19 protein-coding genes and 1 pseudogene are annotated in these 19,013 nt (G+C 62.5%); 5 read left to right on the top strand and 15 right to left on the bottom strand.

What is annotated here, in order from left to right:
• Positions 1-51: 51 nt before the first annotated feature.
• Positions 52-792 (bottom strand): pyridoxine 5'-phosphate synthase, encoded by a 741-nt coding sequence (locus AC0L16_RS03360; protein WP_473618979.1) that lies wholly within the window; start codon positions 790-792, stop codon positions 52-54.
• A 111-nt stretch (positions 793-903) separates the two neighbouring features.
• Between AC0L16_RS03360 and AC0L16_RS03355 the strand changes: the two genes are divergently transcribed.
• Positions 904-1,308 (top strand): SpoIIAA family protein, encoded by a 405-nt coding sequence (locus AC0L16_RS03355; protein WP_473618978.1) that lies wholly within the window; start codon positions 904-906, stop codon positions 1,306-1,308.
• A gap of 57 nt (positions 1,309-1,365) precedes the next feature.
• Here AC0L16_RS03355 and AC0L16_RS03350 read toward each other — a convergent pair whose 3' ends face one another.
• From AC0L16_RS03350 to AC0L16_RS03320, 7 genes are all read right to left on the bottom strand, one after another.
• Entirely contained in the window at positions 1,366-2,493 is a 1,128-nt protein-coding gene (locus AC0L16_RS03350) for an ATP-dependent DNA helicase (protein ID WP_473618976.1), read from the bottom strand.
• A gap of 179 nt (positions 2,494-2,672) precedes the next feature.
• The gene (locus tag AC0L16_RS03345; RefSeq protein ID WP_473618975.1) at positions 2,673-3,038 is read right to left on the bottom strand and encodes a nitrile hydratase accessory protein; all 366 of its coding nucleotides are present in this window, start codon (positions 3,036-3,038) and stop codon (positions 2,673-2,675) included.
• The gene (gene nthB / locus AC0L16_RS03340; protein ID WP_473618974.1) at positions 3,025-3,684 is read right to left on the bottom strand and encodes a nitrile hydratase subunit beta; all 660 of its coding nucleotides are present in this window, start codon (positions 3,682-3,684) and stop codon (positions 3,025-3,027) included. The genes AC0L16_RS03345 and nthB overlap by 14 nt, the downstream gene beginning before the upstream one ends.
• Complete coding sequence (nthA, locus tag AC0L16_RS03335) at positions 3,681-4,280, bottom strand: nitrile hydratase subunit alpha (protein ID WP_473618972.1); 600 nt, start codon at positions 4,278-4,280, stop codon at positions 3,681-3,683. The genes nthB and nthA overlap by 4 nt, the downstream gene beginning before the upstream one ends.
• A gap of 274 nt (positions 4,281-4,554) precedes the next feature.
• Entirely contained in the window at positions 4,555-5,151 is a 597-nt protein-coding gene (locus AC0L16_RS03330; protein ID WP_473618971.1) for a LysE family translocator, read from the bottom strand.
• Positions 5,152-5,242: 91 nt separating this feature from the next.
• Entirely contained in the window at positions 5,243-5,815 is a 573-nt protein-coding gene (ilvN, locus tag AC0L16_RS03325) for an acetolactate synthase small subunit (protein WP_127316885.1), read from the bottom strand.
• A gap of 88 nt (positions 5,816-5,903) precedes the next feature.
• On the bottom strand, positions 5,904-7,655 hold the full coding sequence (locus tag AC0L16_RS03320; protein ID WP_473619147.1) for an acetolactate synthase 3 large subunit: 1,752 nt from the start codon (positions 7,653-7,655) through the stop codon (positions 5,904-5,906).
• Between the two features lie 516 nt (positions 7,656-8,171).
• On the opposite strand from AC0L16_RS03320, the gene AC0L16_RS03315 reads away from it, so the two are divergent.
• Together AC0L16_RS03315 and AC0L16_RS03310 are read left to right on the top strand one after the other, a co-directional pair.
• Positions 8,172-9,974 (top strand): NAD(P)-binding domain-containing protein, encoded by a 1,803-nt coding sequence (locus AC0L16_RS03315; RefSeq protein WP_473618969.1) that lies wholly within the window; start codon positions 8,172-8,174, stop codon positions 9,972-9,974.
• A gap of 163 nt (positions 9,975-10,137) precedes the next feature.
• The gene (locus AC0L16_RS03310; RefSeq protein ID WP_473619145.1) at positions 10,138-11,967 is read left to right on the top strand and encodes an ATP-binding protein; all 1,830 of its coding nucleotides are present in this window, start codon (positions 10,138-10,140) and stop codon (positions 11,965-11,967) included.
• Between the two features lie 52 nt (positions 11,968-12,019).
• Here AC0L16_RS03310 and AC0L16_RS03305 read toward each other — a convergent pair.
• The 4 genes and pseudogenes from AC0L16_RS03305 to miaA form a co-directional block, all read right to left on the bottom strand.
• Positions 12,020-12,330, bottom strand: a pseudogene (locus tag AC0L16_RS03305) (type II toxin-antitoxin system RelE/ParE family toxin).
• 3 nt (positions 12,331-12,333) lie between these two features.
• The gene (locus AC0L16_RS03300; RefSeq protein WP_473618968.1) at positions 12,334-12,600 is read right to left on the bottom strand and encodes a type II toxin-antitoxin system ParD family antitoxin; all 267 of its coding nucleotides are present in this window, start codon (positions 12,598-12,600) and stop codon (positions 12,334-12,336) included.
• Positions 12,601-12,709: 109 nt separating this feature from the next.
• A complete protein-coding gene (locus tag AC0L16_RS03295; protein ID WP_473618967.1) occupies positions 12,710-13,501 on the bottom strand; it encodes a GGDEF domain-containing protein in 792 nt (263 codons plus the stop codon).
• Between the two features lie 104 nt (positions 13,502-13,605).
• The gene (gene miaA / locus AC0L16_RS03290; protein WP_473619144.1) at positions 13,606-14,574 is read right to left on the bottom strand and encodes a tRNA (adenosine(37)-N6)-dimethylallyltransferase MiaA; all 969 of its coding nucleotides are present in this window, start codon (positions 14,572-14,574) and stop codon (positions 13,606-13,608) included.
• Here miaA and serB point away from each other — a divergent pair.
• The gene (serB, locus tag AC0L16_RS03285; protein ID WP_473618965.1) at positions 14,564-15,451 is read left to right on the top strand and encodes a phosphoserine phosphatase SerB; all 888 of its coding nucleotides are present in this window, start codon (positions 14,564-14,566) and stop codon (positions 15,449-15,451) included. The genes miaA and serB overlap by 11 nt on opposite strands.
• Positions 15,448-16,020: a GNAT family N-acetyltransferase gene (locus AC0L16_RS03280; RefSeq protein ID WP_473618964.1), complete on the top strand. Its 573-nt coding sequence runs from the start codon at positions 15,448-15,450 to the stop codon at positions 16,018-16,020. Before serB ends, AC0L16_RS03280 begins: the two co-directional genes overlap by 4 nt.
• A gap of 44 nt (positions 16,021-16,064) precedes the next feature.
• On the opposite strand, the gene AC0L16_RS03275 is transcribed toward AC0L16_RS03280, so the two are convergent.
• From AC0L16_RS03275 to hflC, 3 genes are all read right to left on the bottom strand, one after another.
• On the bottom strand, positions 16,065-17,579 hold the full coding sequence (locus AC0L16_RS03275) for a DegQ family serine endoprotease (RefSeq protein ID WP_473618962.1): 1,515 nt from the start codon (positions 17,577-17,579) through the stop codon (positions 16,065-16,067).
• A 139-nt stretch (positions 17,580-17,718) separates the two neighbouring features.
• On the bottom strand, positions 17,719-17,907 hold the full coding sequence (locus AC0L16_RS03270) for a DUF2065 domain-containing protein (protein WP_473618961.1): 189 nt from the start codon (positions 17,905-17,907) through the stop codon (positions 17,719-17,721).
• 6 nt (positions 17,908-17,913) lie between these two features.
• Positions 17,914-18,879: a protease modulator HflC gene (hflC, locus tag AC0L16_RS03265; protein WP_473618960.1), complete on the bottom strand. Its 966-nt coding sequence runs from the start codon at positions 18,877-18,879 to the stop codon at positions 17,914-17,916.
• Positions 18,880-19,013 lie beyond the last annotated feature (134 nt).

The following is a 19,013-nucleotide window of genomic DNA, read 5'->3' as shown; positions in this document are numbered from 1 at the left end:
CAAGTGCCCCAACGTGATGGCTGCCATGTCCGCAAAGCGAGGCTTCCATCTCTACCACCCACAGGCCTTCAGGAATCTTTTGACCGTGCCGGCCATGCCATACTCCAACGCATCGGCTGTCAACCCATGTCCGATCGACACTTCAGCCAATGCCGGGATGCGCTTTGCCAATGCCGGCAGGTTGTTCACCACCAGGTCGTGCCCGGCATTGACCTCAAGCCCGGCGGCAAGCGCGGCATCCGCGGTTTTTCCCAATCTATCCAGCTCCTTTGCCGCTTTTTCCGAATCGGAATGATAGCTGCCATATGGACCCGTATAGAGCTCGATCCTGTCGGCGCCGGTATCGCGCGCGGCCTTCATGCCTGCCGGATCCGGGTCGGAAAACAACGACACGCGAAAGCCCGCCTTTTTCAGGCGTTTGACGATCGGTGTCAGGAACGCCGCCTCGGCGGCGAAGTTCCAGCCATGGTCGGAGGTGGCCTGGGCTGGGTCGTCGGGCACCAGCGTCACCTGCTCCGGCTGGTGCCTTTCCACAAGCGCCAGGAAATCCTCGCTCGGATAGCCCTCGATGTTGAACTCTGCCTTGGGGAATTCGTCGTCGATCAGCGCCCTGATCTCCGGCAGGTCGGAAAGCCTGGTGTGCCGCTCGTCGGGCCGCGGGTGGACGGTCAGGCCATGCGCGCCCGCGGCCAGCGCCAGGCGCCCGAGCCCGATGAGGCTTGGCCACGGCAGGTCGCGCCGGTTGCGCAGCATGGCGATGGCATTGAGATTGACGGAGAGTTTTGCAGGCATGGCTTCTCGGGTCCGGATATAATCGCGGCATCTATACCGCCTTTGGCGGGAACAGACAGGGGGTTTCCGGTGTTCCAGGGGGAGGTATAATATCCAGCAAGAGGAAGACCCGTGAATTATCTTGAAGACGTGCCGGCGGTTCGCCGCATCGACACCGACCGCGACGACCTGTTCGCCATCGACGTCGTCGGCCATGTCACGGCTGCCGACGCGGAAAACCTGTTCGGATTGCTGGAGGCGGCCTACGCGCTGCACCCGAAAATCGATGTGCTGGTGCGCCTGATCGACCATGAAGGCGTCGATTGGGCCGATCTGTCGGACGAAACGCTTGAACAGGGCACGGCCCATGCCGTGGAGCATGTCGGCCGCTGCGCTGCGGTCGGCGAGCCGAACTGGGTACCCAACGCACAGAGCGTGCTGCCTGCTTCCTCGCCTGTCGAGCTCAGGCATTTCGAGGCAAAGGACGAAGCATCCGCCTGGGAATGGCTCGACGCCAGACCGCTGGCCCCACGCTGACGCAGGTCGACCCCGTGCAGTCCCAGGTTCCGAGCTCCAGGGGGCTGCTCGACCGGCCTATCTGACAATCGTCAGCCGTTCCGCCGCGCGCGTGATTGCCGTGTAGAGCCAGCGCTGGCGGGTTTCCTTGAACGCCCAGCTTTCGTCGAAAAGCACGATCTCGTTCCACTGCGAGCCTTGCGCCTTGTGCACGGTCAGCGCGTAGCCATAGTCGAAATCGTCGAAGCGTTTTTTCTGCTGCCAGGGAATGTCGGCGTCCGGGTCCTCGAACGCCGCCTTGAGCAGCTTGATCTTGGCGACGCCGCGGTCCGGATCGTCCTCTTCCGGGGAGACCAGCAGATTGATGCCGGGTTTCACCGTCTCGCGCGACGAGGTCATCACCTTCCACAGCGAGCCGTTGAGCAGTCCCTTGGCTGGGTCGTTGCGCAGGCAGACGAGCTTGTCGCCGGCCTGTGGATAGTCGGCATTGAACCCCTTCAGCTCGCGCAGCCGCTGATTATAGCGACGCCGCGTCCTGTTGGTGCCGACCAGCACCTGGTCCGCCTTCAGCACCAGTTCCTGGGTAACGTCTTCCTTGCCGATCACCTGCGCCGCGCCATAGTCGCCGCGCATGAATTCGCGGCCCTCGCGCACGTCGAGCGCCAGCCGGATGATCGGGTTGTCGCGCGCCTGCCGGTGGATCTCGGTGAGCAGAATATCCGGTTCATGCTCGGTGAAGAAGCCGCCGCCCGAGATCGGCGGCAACTGGCCGGGGTCGCCGAGAACCAGGATTGGCGTGCCGAAACTCAAGAGGTCGCGGCCAAGCTGCTCGTCGACCATCGAACATTCGTCGATGACGACGAGCTTGGCCCGCGAGATCGGGCTTTGCCGGTTGAGCGAAAAGGTCGGCGACATCGAAGTCTTGCCGGTCACCTCGTCTGCTACCGATTCCTCGCCCTTCGGCCGGTAGATCAGCGAATGGATGGTGCGGGCATTGACCGCGCCCTTGGAACGCAGCACCTGCGCCGCCTTGCCGGTGAAGGCTGCGAACTGCACCTGGCCGTCGACATGTTCGGCGAAATAGCGCGCCAGCGTCGTCTTGCCGGTGCCGGCATAGCCGAACAGCCGGAACAGCTGCGGCTTTCCGGACTTGAGCCAGGTGGCGACCGCCTTCAGCGCATCGTCCTGTTGAGGAGAGAATTCCATCAGCGCGAGAGACCGGATTCGCGAGGGAAAGACAAGGAGCACCGATCATCGGCGGCGGGCCGCACCGCCTCCAATAACGCAATTTATCAGGCAGAAATCAGAACGTAAAGAGAACGAGCATGGTTCGAGACGGTCTAGCCGGCCGGGGCGCCACGACCTTCGGTCGGGCTGGCCACGACCTAGCTGGTCGGGCCGGGATCGTTCTCGAGCAGGATCGGCATGCCGTGCGGCGTTGCATGCGCGGCGCGTTTCCAGGCGGCAGCGAGCGCATGGATTTCGCCCTTGCCGGCGACCCCTTTTGTCGACAGCAAATTCTCCAGCGCCGCCAGCCAGTGCTCGTAATAATCGTGGCCATCGCTTGCGGCACCAGGCTGCTTGACCTCGGCGGACAAGGCGTCCGCCCATTCGCTCCAGGAGAACAGGCCGTTGTCGTGCAGCGCGACCGTCATGGCGAAGGCTTCTGCTTGCCATGGCTCGGCAAATACCGGCGCCTCGACGCCGGCCGGCAGCACGGCGGTGGCTGACTTCGCCTCACGCCGGCTCAAGATAGCTCTCCCAGGCATCAATCGACACGGTCAGCGTCGGGTCGGCGCCCTCGCCCCAGATCTCCGCGCCGTCAAAGACCACCGTATAGACCCATTGCGGGTTTTCGCCTTGGCCATGTGCATTGGTGTCGGGGAAGACAAAACCAGCGCGCACCGCCTCGACGGCGCCTTGCTTGCCGCGTGCGTAGCGTGGCAGCCTTGTGTGGCCGGTCGGATGGAAATTCTTCGTGCGCACCAGATCGCCCGCCTTGAACCGCGCCGGCGTGGCGATCGCCCGGTCGCAAGGGCCGCCCTTGGCCAACACATCAGGCACGTTTTCGGCCTTCAGCACCCGCTTTGGCATCGCGGCAGGGTCGACCGCCTTGCCCGCGGCCAGATCGCGGTCGCTGACGAAGCCGTGCCGCTTCAGCAAGGTTTCGAGCGCCTTGATCCAGATCTCATAATAGCTCGAGCCATAATAGTCGGCGGGATGCAGCGATTCCCGCGCATGCCGGCTCTCGTCGATGGTCCAGGCGCCCATGGCGCCGGCGCACAAGGTCACGCCAAGCGCCCGCCTTTCCCAGTCGGCATGGAAATAGGGCTCGTCCTTTTCGGGCGCGACCGGCCCGAACCCCATCTGCCCGCCGAGATCCTGCGGCCCGTTCATGCCGGCTCCCGCGCCAGTCCGGTGCCGATCATCGCGTCGCGCGTCACCAGATCCGCCAGCCGCTCCTCGCTCCAGCCATCGGTGCCCTTCGGCCGCATCGGCACGACCAGGTAGCGCAGCTCGGCGGTCGAATCCCATACCCGGATCTCTGTCGTTGCCGGCAAGGTCAGCCCGAATTCCTCGAGCACGCCGCGCGGGTCGACGACCACGCGCGAACGATAGGGCGGCGCCTTGTACCAGACCGGCGGCAGGCCGAGCACCGACCACGGGTAGCAGGAGCACAGCGTGCAGACGATGAGGTTGTGCTTGTCCGCCGTGTTGAAGACGGCCTGCATGTGCTCGCCCTGCCGGCCGGTGTAGCCGAGCGAACCGATCGCCGCCGTCGCGTCGCGTTTCAGCAAAACGGCGAAGTCCGGCTCGACCCACGCCTTCGCCACCACCTTGGCGCCGTTGCGCGGGCCGATCTTTGTCTCATAGGTGTCGACAATCACGTCGATCGCGGCCGGATCGATCAGCCCTTTCTGGGTGAGGATCGTCTCCAGCGCGCGCACCCGGGCGGCAAAAGGATTAAGCTCGTTGTCGTGGTCGTGGGACATGGCGTCAGATTACGACCGCACCGCTCCGGCCGCAAGCGCGACGGCTTGAGCATAGGCGAAACCGACGACCTCGCGGCGGCTTATTCCGCGGCCGCCTTCTGTGGTTCGTCCAGCAATTTTTCCTTAAGGTGTGTTGAGCTGCAGGTCAGGCCGAGTCGGAGTCGAAGACAGGCGGCAAGCGACCAAAATGATGGTTTCCGAGAAACGGAACGGAGCGAATAGTTGGCTACCGGAAGCGCATTTGCAGGCCGGCATGACCTGAACATCAATAAACCTACCGCAGCATCGGCCACAGTGTCGCTGCCAGCAGCACGCCCATTGCGATGTTGAACCATTTCAGCCGCACCGGGTCCGACAGAAAACCGCGCAGCGCCGTGCCGAAACCTGCCCACACCGAAACGCTCGGCAGGTTGACGACGGTAAAGGCTATCGAAACCAGCGCCACCGACAGAAACGGATGCTCCGGAACGGCATAGACTGCCATGGCGGAGATCGCCATCACCCACGCCTTGGGATTGACCCACTGGAACGCTGCCGCATCGATGAAGCGCATCGGTCGCGCCTTGGTCTCGCCCTTGCTGCTGAGCGAACGCGACATGGTGATCTTCCAGGCGAGATAGAGCAGATAGACGCCGCCAGCGATCTTCAATGCGGTGTGGAGAACCGGAAACGCAGTCAGCACCGCGCCAAGGCCGAAGCCGACGGCTAGCAACAGCACGAGGAAGCCGATGCTGATGCCCAGCATGTGCGGAATGGTTTTGGCAAAACCGAAATTCACGCCGGAAGCCAGAAGCATGAAGTTGTTCGGACCCGGCGTGATCGAAGTCACGAAGGCATAGACCAGCAGGGCAAGGAATGCATCGAAAGACATTGGCTTCCTTCCAGTCGACGCAACACGTTCCGGCATGAGGTGCTGACGATCAGGATCGCCAGCAACACATATGCGACACGTTTGACGCTGCTTACATTCCTTGCGGGCCGCGATTCATCGCCGCCACGCCGGTGCGGCATATCTCGACCAGGCCGAGCGGCTTCATGATGGCGATGAACTGGTCGATCTTGGAGCCCTTGCCGGTGATCTCGAAAATGAAATGCTCGGTGTTGGCGTCGATAACGCTGGCGCGGAAGGCATCGGCCAGCCTCAGCGCCTCGACGCGGCCCTCGCCGGTGCCGGCCACTTTCACCAGCGCGAGTTCCCGCTCCAGCGGCCGTTCCTGGCCGAGTTCATGCGAGCGCACGGTGAGGTCGACGACACGGTGCACCGGCACGATGCGCTCGAGCTGGTGCTTGATCTGCTCCAGCACATGCGGCGTGCCGCGCGTCACGATGGTGATGCGTGACAGATGCTTCTCATGCTCGGTTTCGGAAACGGTCAGGCTCTCGATATTGTAGCCGCGTCCGGAAAACAGGCCGATGACCCGGGCAAGCACGCCCGGTTCATTGTCGACCAGCACGGACAGCGTGTGAGTCTCCGGCTTTTCAGTTTCCTTGGCGATGAAGTAGGCCGAGCCGGTCGGTTGAAGCTGCGCGTTCATGACATGGTTCTCGATTTCAAACTTTGAGCTGTTTTTCTGTTTCCGCACGGCTTCTTCCGACAGCCCTGCCTCGGCTCGGGCGTTAGGCCTACACCAGTTCCCTGCCCTTGGCGTCGATGGCGTTGGCCACCGCCTCGTCGGTCGCCTCGTCCGGCAGCAGCATCTCGTTATGCGCCTTGCCCGACGGGATCATCGGGAAGCAGTTGGCAAGTGTGGCGACCCGACAGTCGAAGATCACCGGCTTTTTCACCGAGATCATCTCCTTGATGGCGTCGTCCAGCTCGTCCGGCTTCTCGCAGCGGATGCCATGGCCGCCATAGGCTTCGGCAAGCTTGACGAAATCCGGCATCGCCTCGGTGTAGGAATGCGACAGCCGGTTGCCGTGCAGAAGCTGCTGCCACTGCCGCACCATGCCCATGTACTGATTGTTGAGGATGAAGATCTTGATTGGCGCCTCGTGTTGCACCGCGGCGCTCATCTCCTGCATCGTCATCTGCACCGAGGCGTCGCCGGCAATGTCGATGACCAGCGCATCCGGGTGCGCAATCTGCACGCCGAACGCCGCCGGCAGGCCGTAGCCCATCGTGCCGAGCCCGCCGGAGGTCATCCAGCGGTTCGGCTTCTCGAAATGATAGTGCTGCGCCGCCCACATCTGGTGCTGGCCGACCTCGGTGGTGATGTAGGTGTCCATGTCCTTGGTCAGCGCATAGAGCCGCTGCACGGCATATTGCGGCATGATGACGTCGTGGTTCATCTTGTAGGCGAGCGAATCCCGAGCCCGCCATTTCGCGATTTGCTCCCACCACGGGTGCAGCGCCTTCTTGTCGGCCCTGGCGGTCGCCCGCCACAGCCGCACCAGATCCTCCAGCACCCGGCCGACATCGCCGATAATGGGCACATCGGTGTGGACGTTCTTGTTGATCGATGACGGATCGATGTCGATATGGATTTTTTTCGAGTTCGGCGAGAATGCGGTGAGCCGGCCGGTGATGCGGTCGTCGAAGCGCGCGCCGATGCAGACCATGACGTCGCAATCATGCATCGCCATGTTGGCTTCATAGGTGCCGTGCATGCCGAGCATGCCCATCCAGTTCTTGCCCGAAGCCGGATAGGCGCCAAGGCCCATCAGCGTCGACGTAATGGGAAAGCCGGTCAGATCGACCAGTTCGCGCAGCAAGTGGCTGGCTTCCGGGCCGGAATTGATGACACCGCCGCCGGTATAGAGGATCGGCCTTTTCGCGTTGGCCATCAGCTCGACCGCCGCCTTGATCTTGTCCAGGTCGCCCTGGACCTTAGGCTGATAGCTCGTGCGCGGCGCCGTCTGTGGCGGCACATAGATGCCCTTGGCGAACTGCACGTCCTTCGGGATATCGACGACGACCGGACCGGGGCGTCCTGTCGTCGCGACGTGAAAAGCCTCATGGATGATCGCCGCGAGCTCGTTGACATCCTTCACCAGCCAATTGTGCTTGGTGCAGGGCCGCGTGATGCCGATCGTGTCGCACTCCTGGAACGCATCCGAGCCGATCAGCGAGGTCGGCACCTGACCGGTCAGGCAGACCAGCGGGATCGAATCCATCAGCGCATCCTGCAGCGGCGTGACCGCGTTGGTGGCGCCCGGCCCCGATGTCACCAGCATGACGCCGGCCTTGCCGGTCGAGCGCGCATAGCCCTCCGCCGCATGACCGGCGCCTTGCTCGTGACGGACGAGAATGTGCTCGACCTCGACCTGTTGGAAGATTTCATCATAGATCGGGAGAACCGCGCCGCCCGGATAGCCGAAAACATGCTTGACGCCGTTGTCCTTCAGCGCCTGCACCACCATTTCGGCGCCGGTCATTTCGGCTCTTGGCATCTCGCGCCGCTCGTTTTGTCCACTGCTCATCGGTCTGGTCCCGTACTGTCCGCCATCGGGCGATTGCTGATCGTTTAGTCGTTGTTCGGGCAATAAAAAAGGCCCCCGAGGGAGCCTGTGTCTGCGCATGGGGGGTTTTCGCCCGGCGGTTACACCGCCTTGCCCACACGCTTTCCTACTACGAGAATGAGTGCCGTTTTCATGGTGGCGGACAATAGAATTGGTTTTGCGCCGCTGTCAACGGCGAATATGAAAGACGCCGGACGGTTCGGGCCAGTTGACGGGGCCAGGCAGCTCGGTTGCCACCCATCGCGTTGAACCACCGTTCCGTATGACCACCAGCCGGATCAGTTTCCGCAGTGATCCCGATAAGCCATTGAAACCGCGCCAAACTATTTGACGACGTGACGCGGCACACAGTTTGCCGCGATACTCCGGTCGACCGGCCTGGGAGGGTCCGGCAAGCCGCGAGGACGACCAGCACTTCACGGGAGGAATTTGATGCTCGACAAGGCCCCAGCCAAGAAACTATCCGACGTGCTCGACCAATTCAGTGCAGCGCTCGCCGCCGGCGACGTCGGCAAGGCGGTCGGGTGCTTTCAGGAAGACTGCTACTGGCGCGATCTGGTGACCTTCACCTGGAACATCAAGACCATGGAAGGTCGCGACCAGGTGCGCGATATGCTGATGAGCCAGTTGGCGAAGATAAAGCCATCGAATTGGGCGCTTGCGAAGGGCGAAGACGCCACAGAGAGCGACGGGCTGCTCGAAGGTTGGATCAGTTTCGAAACCGAGGTTGCGCGCGGCTTCGGCCATATCAGGCTGAAGAACAGCAAGATCTGGACGCTGCTCACCACCATGGTCGAGCTGAAGGGTCATGAGGAACCCGCCGGCTTCGCCCGGCCGTTGGGCGCCAAGCACGGTCACGGCAAAAACCGGCCGACCTGGAAGGAGGAGCGTGAAAAAGAAGCCGCCGACCTCGGCTTTGTCAGTCAGCCCAACACGCTGATCATCGGCGGCGGCCAGGGCGGCATCGCGCTCGGTGCCCGGCTGCGGCAGCTCGGCGTGCCGACCATCATCGTCGAGAAGAACCAGCGTGCCGGCGATTCATGGCGCAAGCGTTACAAGTCGCTCTGCCTGCATGATCCGGTCTGGTACGACCATCTACCCTATATCGACTTTCCTCGGAACTGGCCGGTGTTCTCGCCCAAGGACAAGATCGGCGACTGGCTGGAAATGTACACCAAGGTCATGGAGCTGAACTATTGGTCCTCCACTGAGGCCAAGAGCGCCACCTATGACGATCCGAAGAAGGAATGGACGGTCGTCGTCCATCGCGACGGCAAGGACATCACGCTGAAGCCGAAGCAGCTGGTACTGGCCACCGGCATGTCGGGCCGCCCCAACATCCCGCAGTTCAAAGGCATGGAGAATTTCAAGGGCGATCAGCACCATTCCTCGAAACATCCCGGTCCAGACAGCTACGTTGGCAAGAAAGTCGTCGTCATCGGGTCGAACAATTCCGCGCATGATATCTGCGCCGCACTCTGGGAAGCCGGCGTCGACGTCACCATGGTGCAGCGCTCGACCACGCACATCGTCAAATCCGACACGCTGATGGATATCGGGCTCGGCGCGCTCTATTCGGAGCAGGCCGTGCAAAACGGCATGACCACGGCCAAGGCCGATCTCATCTTCGCCTCGCTGCCCTACAAGATCCTGCACGAATTCCAGATTCCGCTTTACGAGAAGATGAAGGAGCGTGATGCCGCCTTCTACGAGGGCCTGGAAAGAGCTGGCTTCATGCTCGACTGGGGTGACGACGGCTCGGGCCTGTTCATGAAGTACCTCAGGCGCGGTTCCGGCTACTATATCGATATCGGCGCCTCCCAGCTGATCATCGACGGCGCCATCAAGCTGAAGAGCGGCGTCGACGTGACCGAGATCAAGGAACATTCGATCCTGCTCAGCGACGGCACCGAGCTGCCGGCCGACGTCGTCGTCTATGCCACCGGCTACGGTTCGATGAACGGCTGGGCGGCGGAGCTGATCTCGAAAGAGGTCGCCGACAATGTCGGCAAGTGCTGGGGCCTCGGCTCGAACACCACCAAGGATCCCGGTCCCTGGGAAGGCGAGCAGCGCAACATGTGGAAGCCGACTCAACAGGAAGCGCTCTGGTTCCATGGCGGCAATCTGCACCAGTCACGCCACTATTCACAATTCCTGTCGCTGCAGTTGAAAGCCCGGCACGAGGGCATCGCGACGCCGGTCTATGGGCTGCAGGAGGTGCATCACGCGGGATAGAGATTCGAGGCTGTCACCGGGACTGGCCGATGCCGATCGGTTCAATTTTCGCGACCAGCTTAATGGTCCCTACACCATCCGACCTCACCCCACCTTAACCCAGTCGCCGTAAGGTCGATCGCCTTGGGGAAAATGGGAAAGGGAAATGGGGAACAGCCTGTCCATGTTCGTCGACCGCGACGCCTCCGTTGGAGAGCCGACATTGCAGGAGCGCCGCAAGGCGGAGCAGAGCGACAAGCGCGTTCTGGGCAATGTCGTCCAGTGCGACGGCGCGCGCGCCACCATCAGCGCCCATGCCGCCGATATCGTAGGCACGGTCACCGGCCATTGGAGCGTCGGCAAGATGATCTCCATCAACCTTGGCAACACGCGGACCGTCGGGCTGGTCTACGCGGTCGGCAAGTCGGATCGCGCCTGGCACGATGAGGGCCAGAACCCGATCGAGGTCAGTATCGAGCTCATCGGCGAGGTGCGCGACGGCGCCGAGCCCGGCGCCAAACCGATTTTCGACCGCGGCATCACCACCTATCCGCATATCGGCGCCATCGCCCACCGCATCCGCAGCCGCGACCTGCAGGCGGTCTATGACCTCGCCGGGCGTCACTCGATCACCATCGGCACATTGTCACAGGATGAGGCGATCGACGCCAACATAGCTATCGACGACACGCTGGCGCGCCATTTCGCCATTGTCGGCACCACCGGCGTCGGCAAATCCACCGCCGTCTCGCTGCTTTTGCGCAAGTCGATCGCCGCTCGACCCGACCTGCGCGTTCTCATCCTCGATCCGCACAACGAGTTCGCCGCGTCCTTGCCAGAGCACTGCGTCAGGGTCAATTCGGCGACCCTGGACCTGCCTTTCTGGATGTTCAGGCTCGAGGAGTTTGCTGAAGTGCTGTTTCGCGGTCGAGAGACCGTGCCGGAAGAGGTGGACGCCTTGCGCGATCTCATTCCCGCGGCCAAAAATCTTTATCGCAACCCGAATTCGGGCACTTATCTCAGGCGCGGCAGCGATGCGCTGACCGCGGACACGCCGGTGCCCTATCGCATTGTCGATCTCATCAAGCAGATCGATGAGCGCATGGGACTTCTGGAAAGCAAGAACGACCGTCCCACCCTCAAATCGCTGAAGACGCGCATCGAATCGGCAGCCTCGGATCCGCGCTACCGCTTCATGTTCAACTCGCGGCTGATCGAGGACACCATCCACGAGACGATCGGCAATATTTTCCGCGTGCCGCATCACGGCCGCCCGGTGACCTGCTTCGAGATGGCAGGCATGCCTTCGGAAGTGGTCAATTCCGTCTGCTCGGTGCTGGCGCGTCTGGCCTTCGATCTGGCGCTGTGGAGCGAAGGCCGGCTGCGGCTGCTTTTGCTGTGCGAGGAAGCGCACCGCTACATGCCGGCCGATCCGCGCCTGGGTTTCGCGCCGACCCGGCACGCGCTGTCGCGCATCGCCAAGGAAGGCCGCAAATATGGTTGTTATCTCGGCATCGTCACCCAGCGCCCGGGCGAACTCGACCCCACCATCCTGTCGCAGTGCTCGACCTTTTTTGCGATGCGGCTCGCCAACGAGCAGGACCAGGCGATTATCCGCTCGGCGATCGCCGATTCCTCGGCCTCGACACTGGCATTCCTGTCTTCGATGGGCCAGCGCGAAGCCATCGCCTTTGGTGAAGGCGTGGCGACGACCATGCGAATGAAATTCGAAAAAATGTCCGAGGGTCTGATCCCGGGCACCGCCAAGCGCGAGGAAGCCTTGCCGTCCGAGCTTGGCAATGATGTCGATCTGGCGGCGATCGTCGAAAGGCTGCGTAACGTGCCAAAACCGCAGCAGGCGATGGCCTTCGCCGAAGTCGTGGATTCGAGCCGGCAGGCCGGCGATCCCGACTATCGCAAGCCGCCCCTCCCGCGCGTCCAACCCGACGACGATTTCGACATGCGCTATGGCCTCAGGCCGACAACCTTCGGCCTGCGCCCGCAGAACGATTGAAGCGGCCAGTCCAAAAAAGGGCGAGAAGGGCTCGGAAGCCGGCGCCAGGCGTCTAAAGACGTTCTTCGAAAAATTCCGGTGTAATGTTCCGGCCGCGATAAAAAATGCCCAAAATCAGCACCCGCTCGCCGTCGACGGCGAAAGCGATGCTGACGGTGCGCCGGTAGCCGATAAGGGCAGACCAGGCATGAAATCCAACCGCTCGGTGCCCCGTTGCGGGAACGTCGAGAGCCCGAGGCAATGGTCGCGGACACCGGCAACGAAATTCCAGGCGATGGTGGGCGAGGCTCGTTCCGCGATATCGTCATAGAGCCCTTGTAGCTCTGCCTCCGCGCTGGGATGAAAGACAATTTGATAGTCCATCCCCTATTTGGATTTCGCCAGGTTTGCGCGGTGACGCGCTTCCAATCTGGAAAAGACCGTGTCGGCCGGGATGCCCTTCGTCCGATCTTGCTGGAACTCGGCCAAGCGGGAAGGTATTTCCTCACGGAGCCACTTCTCGCGCTCCGCCTCGAAATCCTCGAGCATGCGCAGGCCCGCACGCACAACCTCGCTGGCATTGTTGTAGCGGCCGGATTCGAGCTGCTTCCTGATGAAATTCTCGTAGTGATCATTCAGAGCGTAATTTGGCATGGCGGCATCCTATCGAGATAAATAGGTTGACAGCACAATATAGCAATAGATGTCAACTATTGACAATGCTCGAGATTTCGCCAAGGGGCATCTGAGGAATTTTGGGATTTCAGGCGCAGACGCGGTTGCGGCCTTGCCTCTTGGCCTCGTAGAGCTGGCGGTCGGCGCGGCGATAGAATTCTTCGGCGGTTTCCTTGCGATCCCAGATGGCAAGACCGACGCTGGTGGTGATCTTCAGCCGGACATTGCCCGATAGTATCGACATGTTGGCGATCGCCTTGCGGATGCGCTCAGCGAACCTGGACAGCAGTTCGGCATCCATGTTGGGGGTGACCACCGCGAACTCCTCACCACCTAGACGCGCCACCACGTCGTGATAACGCGTGATGTCCTTGAGACAATTGGCGACCGCCCGCAACACCTCGTCACCGACGTCATGACCGTGGGTGTCGTTGACCTGCTTGAAATGGTCGAGATCAAGGATCATCAGCCCGACCGGCTTGTCGATGCGACGAAATTCCTCGAGATATTCCTTCAGTGCATCGTCGAAATAGCGCCGGTTCTGCATGCCGGTCAGGCCGTCGGTCAGCGCCGCATGCTCCAGCGTTTCCGAACGGGCGCTGAGCGAAACCGTCATGGCGCGCAGCTTGCCTTCTTCCGTCGCCTGCTTGCGGATCAGCGGGTAGATGAAGAAAATACCGAAGAACAGGGCAGTCGCCAAAAGAACGCCGGTCCCAAACAACAGCTTGTTGAGATAAACGACCTTCTCAATCCCGGCAGGCGTAGTGATCTCCGCCGCGAGCGCCTGCAGAAGCCCATAGGCGTGAAGCGTCACCAGGCCGGCGGCCAGGATCACGAAGATGAAGACGAAAAAGGCTGATTCCGCCTTGTGAAAACGCATCTGCTCGCCGTTGCAAAACCCCAAAGACGTTTATGGCATCGACGGCCTTACGGAGGGTTAATTAGGACAACTTCAACGGGAAGTCTTCCCTTAAAGTCAACTTTTCAGGTTGCACTAGAAAAGGTATCCAGGATCGTGGATTCCAAACGATCACCAGGGCGCAATCTCAGCCATTCCGGACCCAATTGATGCCTGAACCAGGTCGCCTGGCGCTTGGCATATTGTCGCGTCGCGATCTTCGCGCGCTCGATCGCTTCGGGAAAACTCAACTCGCCGGCCATTGCGGCCTGGAGGTCGCGAACGCCGATGGCTTTCATCGCCGGCAAGTCGGGATCGAGGCCAAGCTCTGCCAGCCGCCTGACCTCGTCGAGAGCGCCGTTCTCCAGCATGCGGTCGAACCGCGCCTCGATCCGCTTCACCAGTTCCGCTCGGTCGGGCTCGATCACAAAGAAGCGCGGGCTGGCCCTGTCGATCAAAGGACGGCCGCGCGCCGCCTGCCATTCCAGGACGGAACGGCCCGATGCGTCGAGCACCTCCAGCGCCCGCACGATGCGCTGGCCGTCGGTCGGCTTCAGCATCATGCCGGCTGCAGAATCCTCACGCAGCAGGATGCGGTGCAGCTCGGCTGCGCCCAGTTCCTGGAGTTCGTAGCGCCAGCGATCACGGATCGACTGCGGAATGTCGGGCATTTCCGAAATGCCTTCCGCAAGCGCCCGGAAATAAAGCCCGGTACCGCCGACGAAAATCACCGGCCCTTCGAGGAACGCACCGTCGTCGATGAGTTTCATCACGTCGCGCAGCCAGGCGCCGGTGGAATAGGCGGTGGAGGGATGGACATGCCCGTAGAGGAAATGCGGGACGCGAGCGAGTTCGGCAGCAGTCGGCCGCGCCGTCAGCACGCCGAGCACCGAATAGACTTGCATGGAATCGGTGTTGACGATGACGCCGCCGTTGCGCTCGGCGAGTTCGAGCGCAAGGGCGGACTTGCCGCTGGCGGTCGGCCCGGCTATCAGGATCGCGTTTTTAACGCGGCCCTCGCCCGCCTGCCCGCCGGAATTTTTTATGCCGCTGATCGCCACGCTTGTATCCCATCCCGCCGGCCGCGCATTGTCGCCGGCGCTTGCGAATATGGCGTCACGGTCGGTCGGCGCAAGCACTGTTCGCTGGCTGGCCGAAGGCATCGCCTGCGAATTCGCTCTGCCCGAGACGGCCGGAGCCGCTGAAACGACCGCCAGCCTGCGCACCGTGCTTGCACCCGAACCGGTTGACGTGATCGTTCAGCGGCCCGAGGGAAGGCGGAAGAAAATCCTTATCGCCGATATGGATTCGACTGTTATCGACCAGGAGTGCATCGACGAACTCGCCGACGAGATCGGCGTCAAGGATTACGTCGCCGCCATCACGGCGCGATCGATGAATGGCGAGATCGCTTTCGAGCCGGCCTTGCGCGAGCGGGTCGCGCTGCTGAAAGGCCTCGACACTGCCGTGGTCGACCGCATCATCGCCAATCGCCTGACGCTGGCTTCCGGTGGCCGCGCGCTTGTCCAGACCATGCGGGCCAATGGAGCGTGGACTGCACTCGTGTCGGGTGGCTTCAACGTCTTCACCTCACGCATCGCCGCCATGCTCGGCTTTCAGGAGAACCGCGCCAACCGCCTGATCGAGCAGGATGGCCGCTTCACCGGGCTGGTCGCCGAGCCGATCCTGGGGCGTGCCGCCAAGGCCGATGCGCTGCTCGAGATTTCGGCGCGCCTCGGGCTGACGACCGCCGACGCCATTGCTGTCGGCGATGGCGCCAACGACCTCGACATGATCCGTCTTGCCGGAACCGGTGTGGCGCTTCATGCCAAGCAGGTCGTGGCGGCGGAGGCAAAATTCCGCATCGACCATGGCGACCTGACCGCGCTTCTCTATCTGCAGGGCTACCGGCGGGAGGAGTTCGTGGAGTGACGCCGATCCGCACCGAGCGCCTGATCCTGCGCAACTGGGAGGATGGCGACCGCGACCTCTTCTACCGCATCAACTCCGACGAGCGCGTCATGGAATTCTTTCCGTTTCGCCGCGACCGCGCGCAGGCCGACGCCAAGATGGACGAGTTCCGCGCCCGGATTGCCGAGGATGGCTACGGTTTCGCGGCCGCCGAGATAATTGAAACGCGCCAATGCATCGGCTTCGTCGGCCTCCTCGACACCGATCATTTGCCCTTCCTGCCGGCCGGCACCGTCGAGATCGGCTGGCGCCTGGCGCCCGAATTCTGGGGCCATGGCTATGTCACCGAGGCAGCCGAAGCCTGGCTCGCCTATGGTTTCGAAACCCTTGGTCTCGAGGAAATCGTATCCTTTGCCGTGAAGGACAATAGCCGGTCCACCGCCGTCATGGAACGCCTGGGCATGACCGCCGACCCGGCCAGCGATTTCGACCACCCCGGCATTCCGGACAGCCACGCCATGCTCAAGCGGCATGTTTTCTACCGGCTGACAGGCAAGGATTGGCAAGCAAGAAAAAAGGCGGCTCGCTAGCCGCCCTTTTCCCTCAAAATCAAAGTGTTGCGCCTTTACCGGACTCAATCCATCCGGATCGTCACAAACCGCAATTCGCCGCTCTTCGACGCCAGCATTAGCAGGGCATTCTTGCGTCCCTGCTCCTTCAACGCAGCAATCCGGTCCATGACATCCTTGGGCGTGGCGACCGATTCCTGCGCGATCTCGGTGATCACCTCGCCGGCCTGGATGCCGCGTTCGGCAGCGGCCGAATCCTTGGCGACGTCGGTGATGACGACGCCGGAGACTTCGGCGGCAATGCCAAATTTCGTCCGCGTCTCGTCGTTGAGGTCGCCAACGGTCATGCCGAGCACGGACACCGTCGAAACGGCAGGCGCCTCGTCGCCAGTGTCCTTGTCGGTATTGCCATTCTCGCCGCTGGCAAGCTTTTCGCCATCTTCGAGCCGGCCAAGCGTCACCTTCACGGTCTGCTCGACGCCCTTGCGCACGATGACCACGTCGACAGCCTTGCCGACCGTGCTCTCCGCGACGACGCGCGGCAGGTCGCGCATTTCATTGACGTCCCTGCCGTCGAACTTGATGATGACGTCGCCCGCCAGGATGGTGCCGTTGTCGACAGGCCCGCCCTTGATGACGCCGGCGACCAGCGCGCCCTTGGCGGTCGCCATGCCGAGGCTCTCGGCAATGTCGTCCGTCACCGGCTGGATGCGCACGCCGAGCCAGCCGCGCCGCGTCTCGCCGAACTGACGGAGCTGGTCGACGACTCCCAACGCCAGCTGCGAGGGGATGGAAAAGCCGATGCCGATCGAGCCGCCGGACGGCGATATGATCGCCGTGTTGATGCCGATCACCTCGCCGGCGCTGTTGAACAGCGGCCCGCCGGAATTGCCGCGGTTGATCGCGGCATCGGTCTGGATGAAATCGTCATAAGGGCCGGAATTGATGTCGCGGTTGCGGGCCGAGACGATGCCGACCGTCACGGTGCCGCCGAGGCCGAACGGATTGCCGATCGCCATCACCCAGTCACCGACGCGCATTTTGCTGGAATCGCCGAATTTCACCGCCGTCAGCTTGTGCCCTTTCGGATCGACCTTCAGCACCGCCACGTCGGTCTTCGTGTCGGTGCCGACCAGCGTCGCCTTCAGCGTCACGCCGTCGGAGAAATTCACCTCGATGTCGTCGGCATCGGCGATCACGTGGTTATTCGTCACCACGATGCCTTGCTCCGCGTCGACCACGAAGCCTGAGCCCAGCGACTGCACCTTTTGCGAGGGGTTGCCCTGTTCGCCGGGACGGTTCTTGAAGAAATCGTCGAAGAAGTCCTGGAAGGGCGAGCCCTCCGGAAGCTGCGGCATCGGCACCGCGCCCGGGCCTTCCGTGCCCTTCACCCTCTGTGAGGTCGATATATTGACCACGGCGCCGAGCAGGCCCTGCGCAAGATCGGCGACCGAAGCCGGGCCGTCGTCGGCGGCCGCGGGCGTCACCAGCGACGGGACGCTAGCGGCGCCGATAAGAAGTGCTGCAGCACCCGCGGTGAACGTCCGCCTCGCCTCGCGCAAAAAGCTGTTGGATGTCATCGAGAAGTCTCCCGGTGTCTCTGAGAAGAAAAGCGCTCGCCGAAGACGCTGCGTCGCGCCCATGTTGGCAAGAAATACGGCACGTTTGCGGCTATGGCTATCGGCGGAGGATAAATCCTCCGTTATCCCGAAATCATCGTCATCCACCACGCACCAGCCAGACCACGCCGACACCAACCGCGATTGCAATCAGCCCGGCGATCCGCACCGTATTCTCCGGCATCGACAGAACCTCGCCGGCAAGTTTTTTGGCCAGGCCGGGAAAGCCGCCATAGACCAGGCCCTCGACGACGAGAACCAGGCCTATTGCCGCCAGAAAGTCCTGCACCGGCCGTTACTGGCCGGTGCCTGGCTGCGCTGTCGGTGCACCGGGTGCACGGGGCGCCGCTGCTGCACCAGGCGCTGCTGCTGCCGGGGTTTCCGCGCCGGCGGGATTGCGGAAGAAACGGAAGAACTCCGAATTCGGCGACAGCACCATCGTCGTCCCGGTATTGTCCAGCGCCGTGCCGTAGGCATTCATCGACCGGTAAAAGTCGAAGAAGGCTGGATCGCGCTGGTAGGCGTTCGCGAAAGTGGCGCTGCGTTGAGCTTCGCCCTCACCGCGCAGGATTTCAGACTCTCTCCGTGCCTCGGCGACGATCTCCACCACTTCGCGGTCGGCGCGCGCCCTGATGCGCTGCGCCGCCTCGTTGCCGCGCGCCCGCAGCCGCTCGGCTTCGGCCAGACGCTCAGCCTTCATGCGGTCATATGTCTGTTGCGAGACTTCCGCCGTCAAATCGGTCCGGCGAATGCGGACATCCTCGATCTGCAGGCCGAGCGACGTGGCGTCGGGCCTCAGCTGATCGCGCACTTCGCGCATCATCACGGCTCGCTCTTCCGAGAGCGCCGCCTCGAAGTCGCGCAGACCGTAGACACGGCGCAAGGCGGCGTCGAGACGCGTCCTCAAGCGTGCCTCGGCCAGCTCGATCTGGCCGGACACCGCGGAGCGGAACACGCGCGGATCCGAAATCCGATAAGCGATGAAGGCGTCGACCTCATAGAACTTGCCGCCCGAAACCTGGACCCGGATGTTGTCGAGGTCGAAGCGCAGCACCCTGTTTTCGATCAACTGCACGCTGTCGGCATCGAAGAAGGCGAACGGCGCCTTGAAATAGATGCCCGGCTGGCTCTTGACGTCGACGATCTCGCCGAACCTGAGCACCAGTGCCTGCTGGCGCGCATTGACAACGAAGACCGATGAATAGAGCAGGAACAGGACGACCGCGGCGATGACCGCGATGATGGGAAGACGGTTGGCCATCACTGGTTTCCTCCCAGCACCGGCGCCCGCCCCCGCCCCCGCGCCGGCGGCAGCAAATCCCGCACCGGCCGAAATGGGGCCCCCCCAGGGGCCCCGGCGTTGGGGATAAATAACATTCAGGAAAACCAAAAAAA

The organism is Mesorhizobium sp. WSM4848 (genome assembly GCF_055811375.1).
Note: the sequence above shows the minus strand (reverse complement) of the source record. Positions and strands in the feature narration are given on the sequence as shown.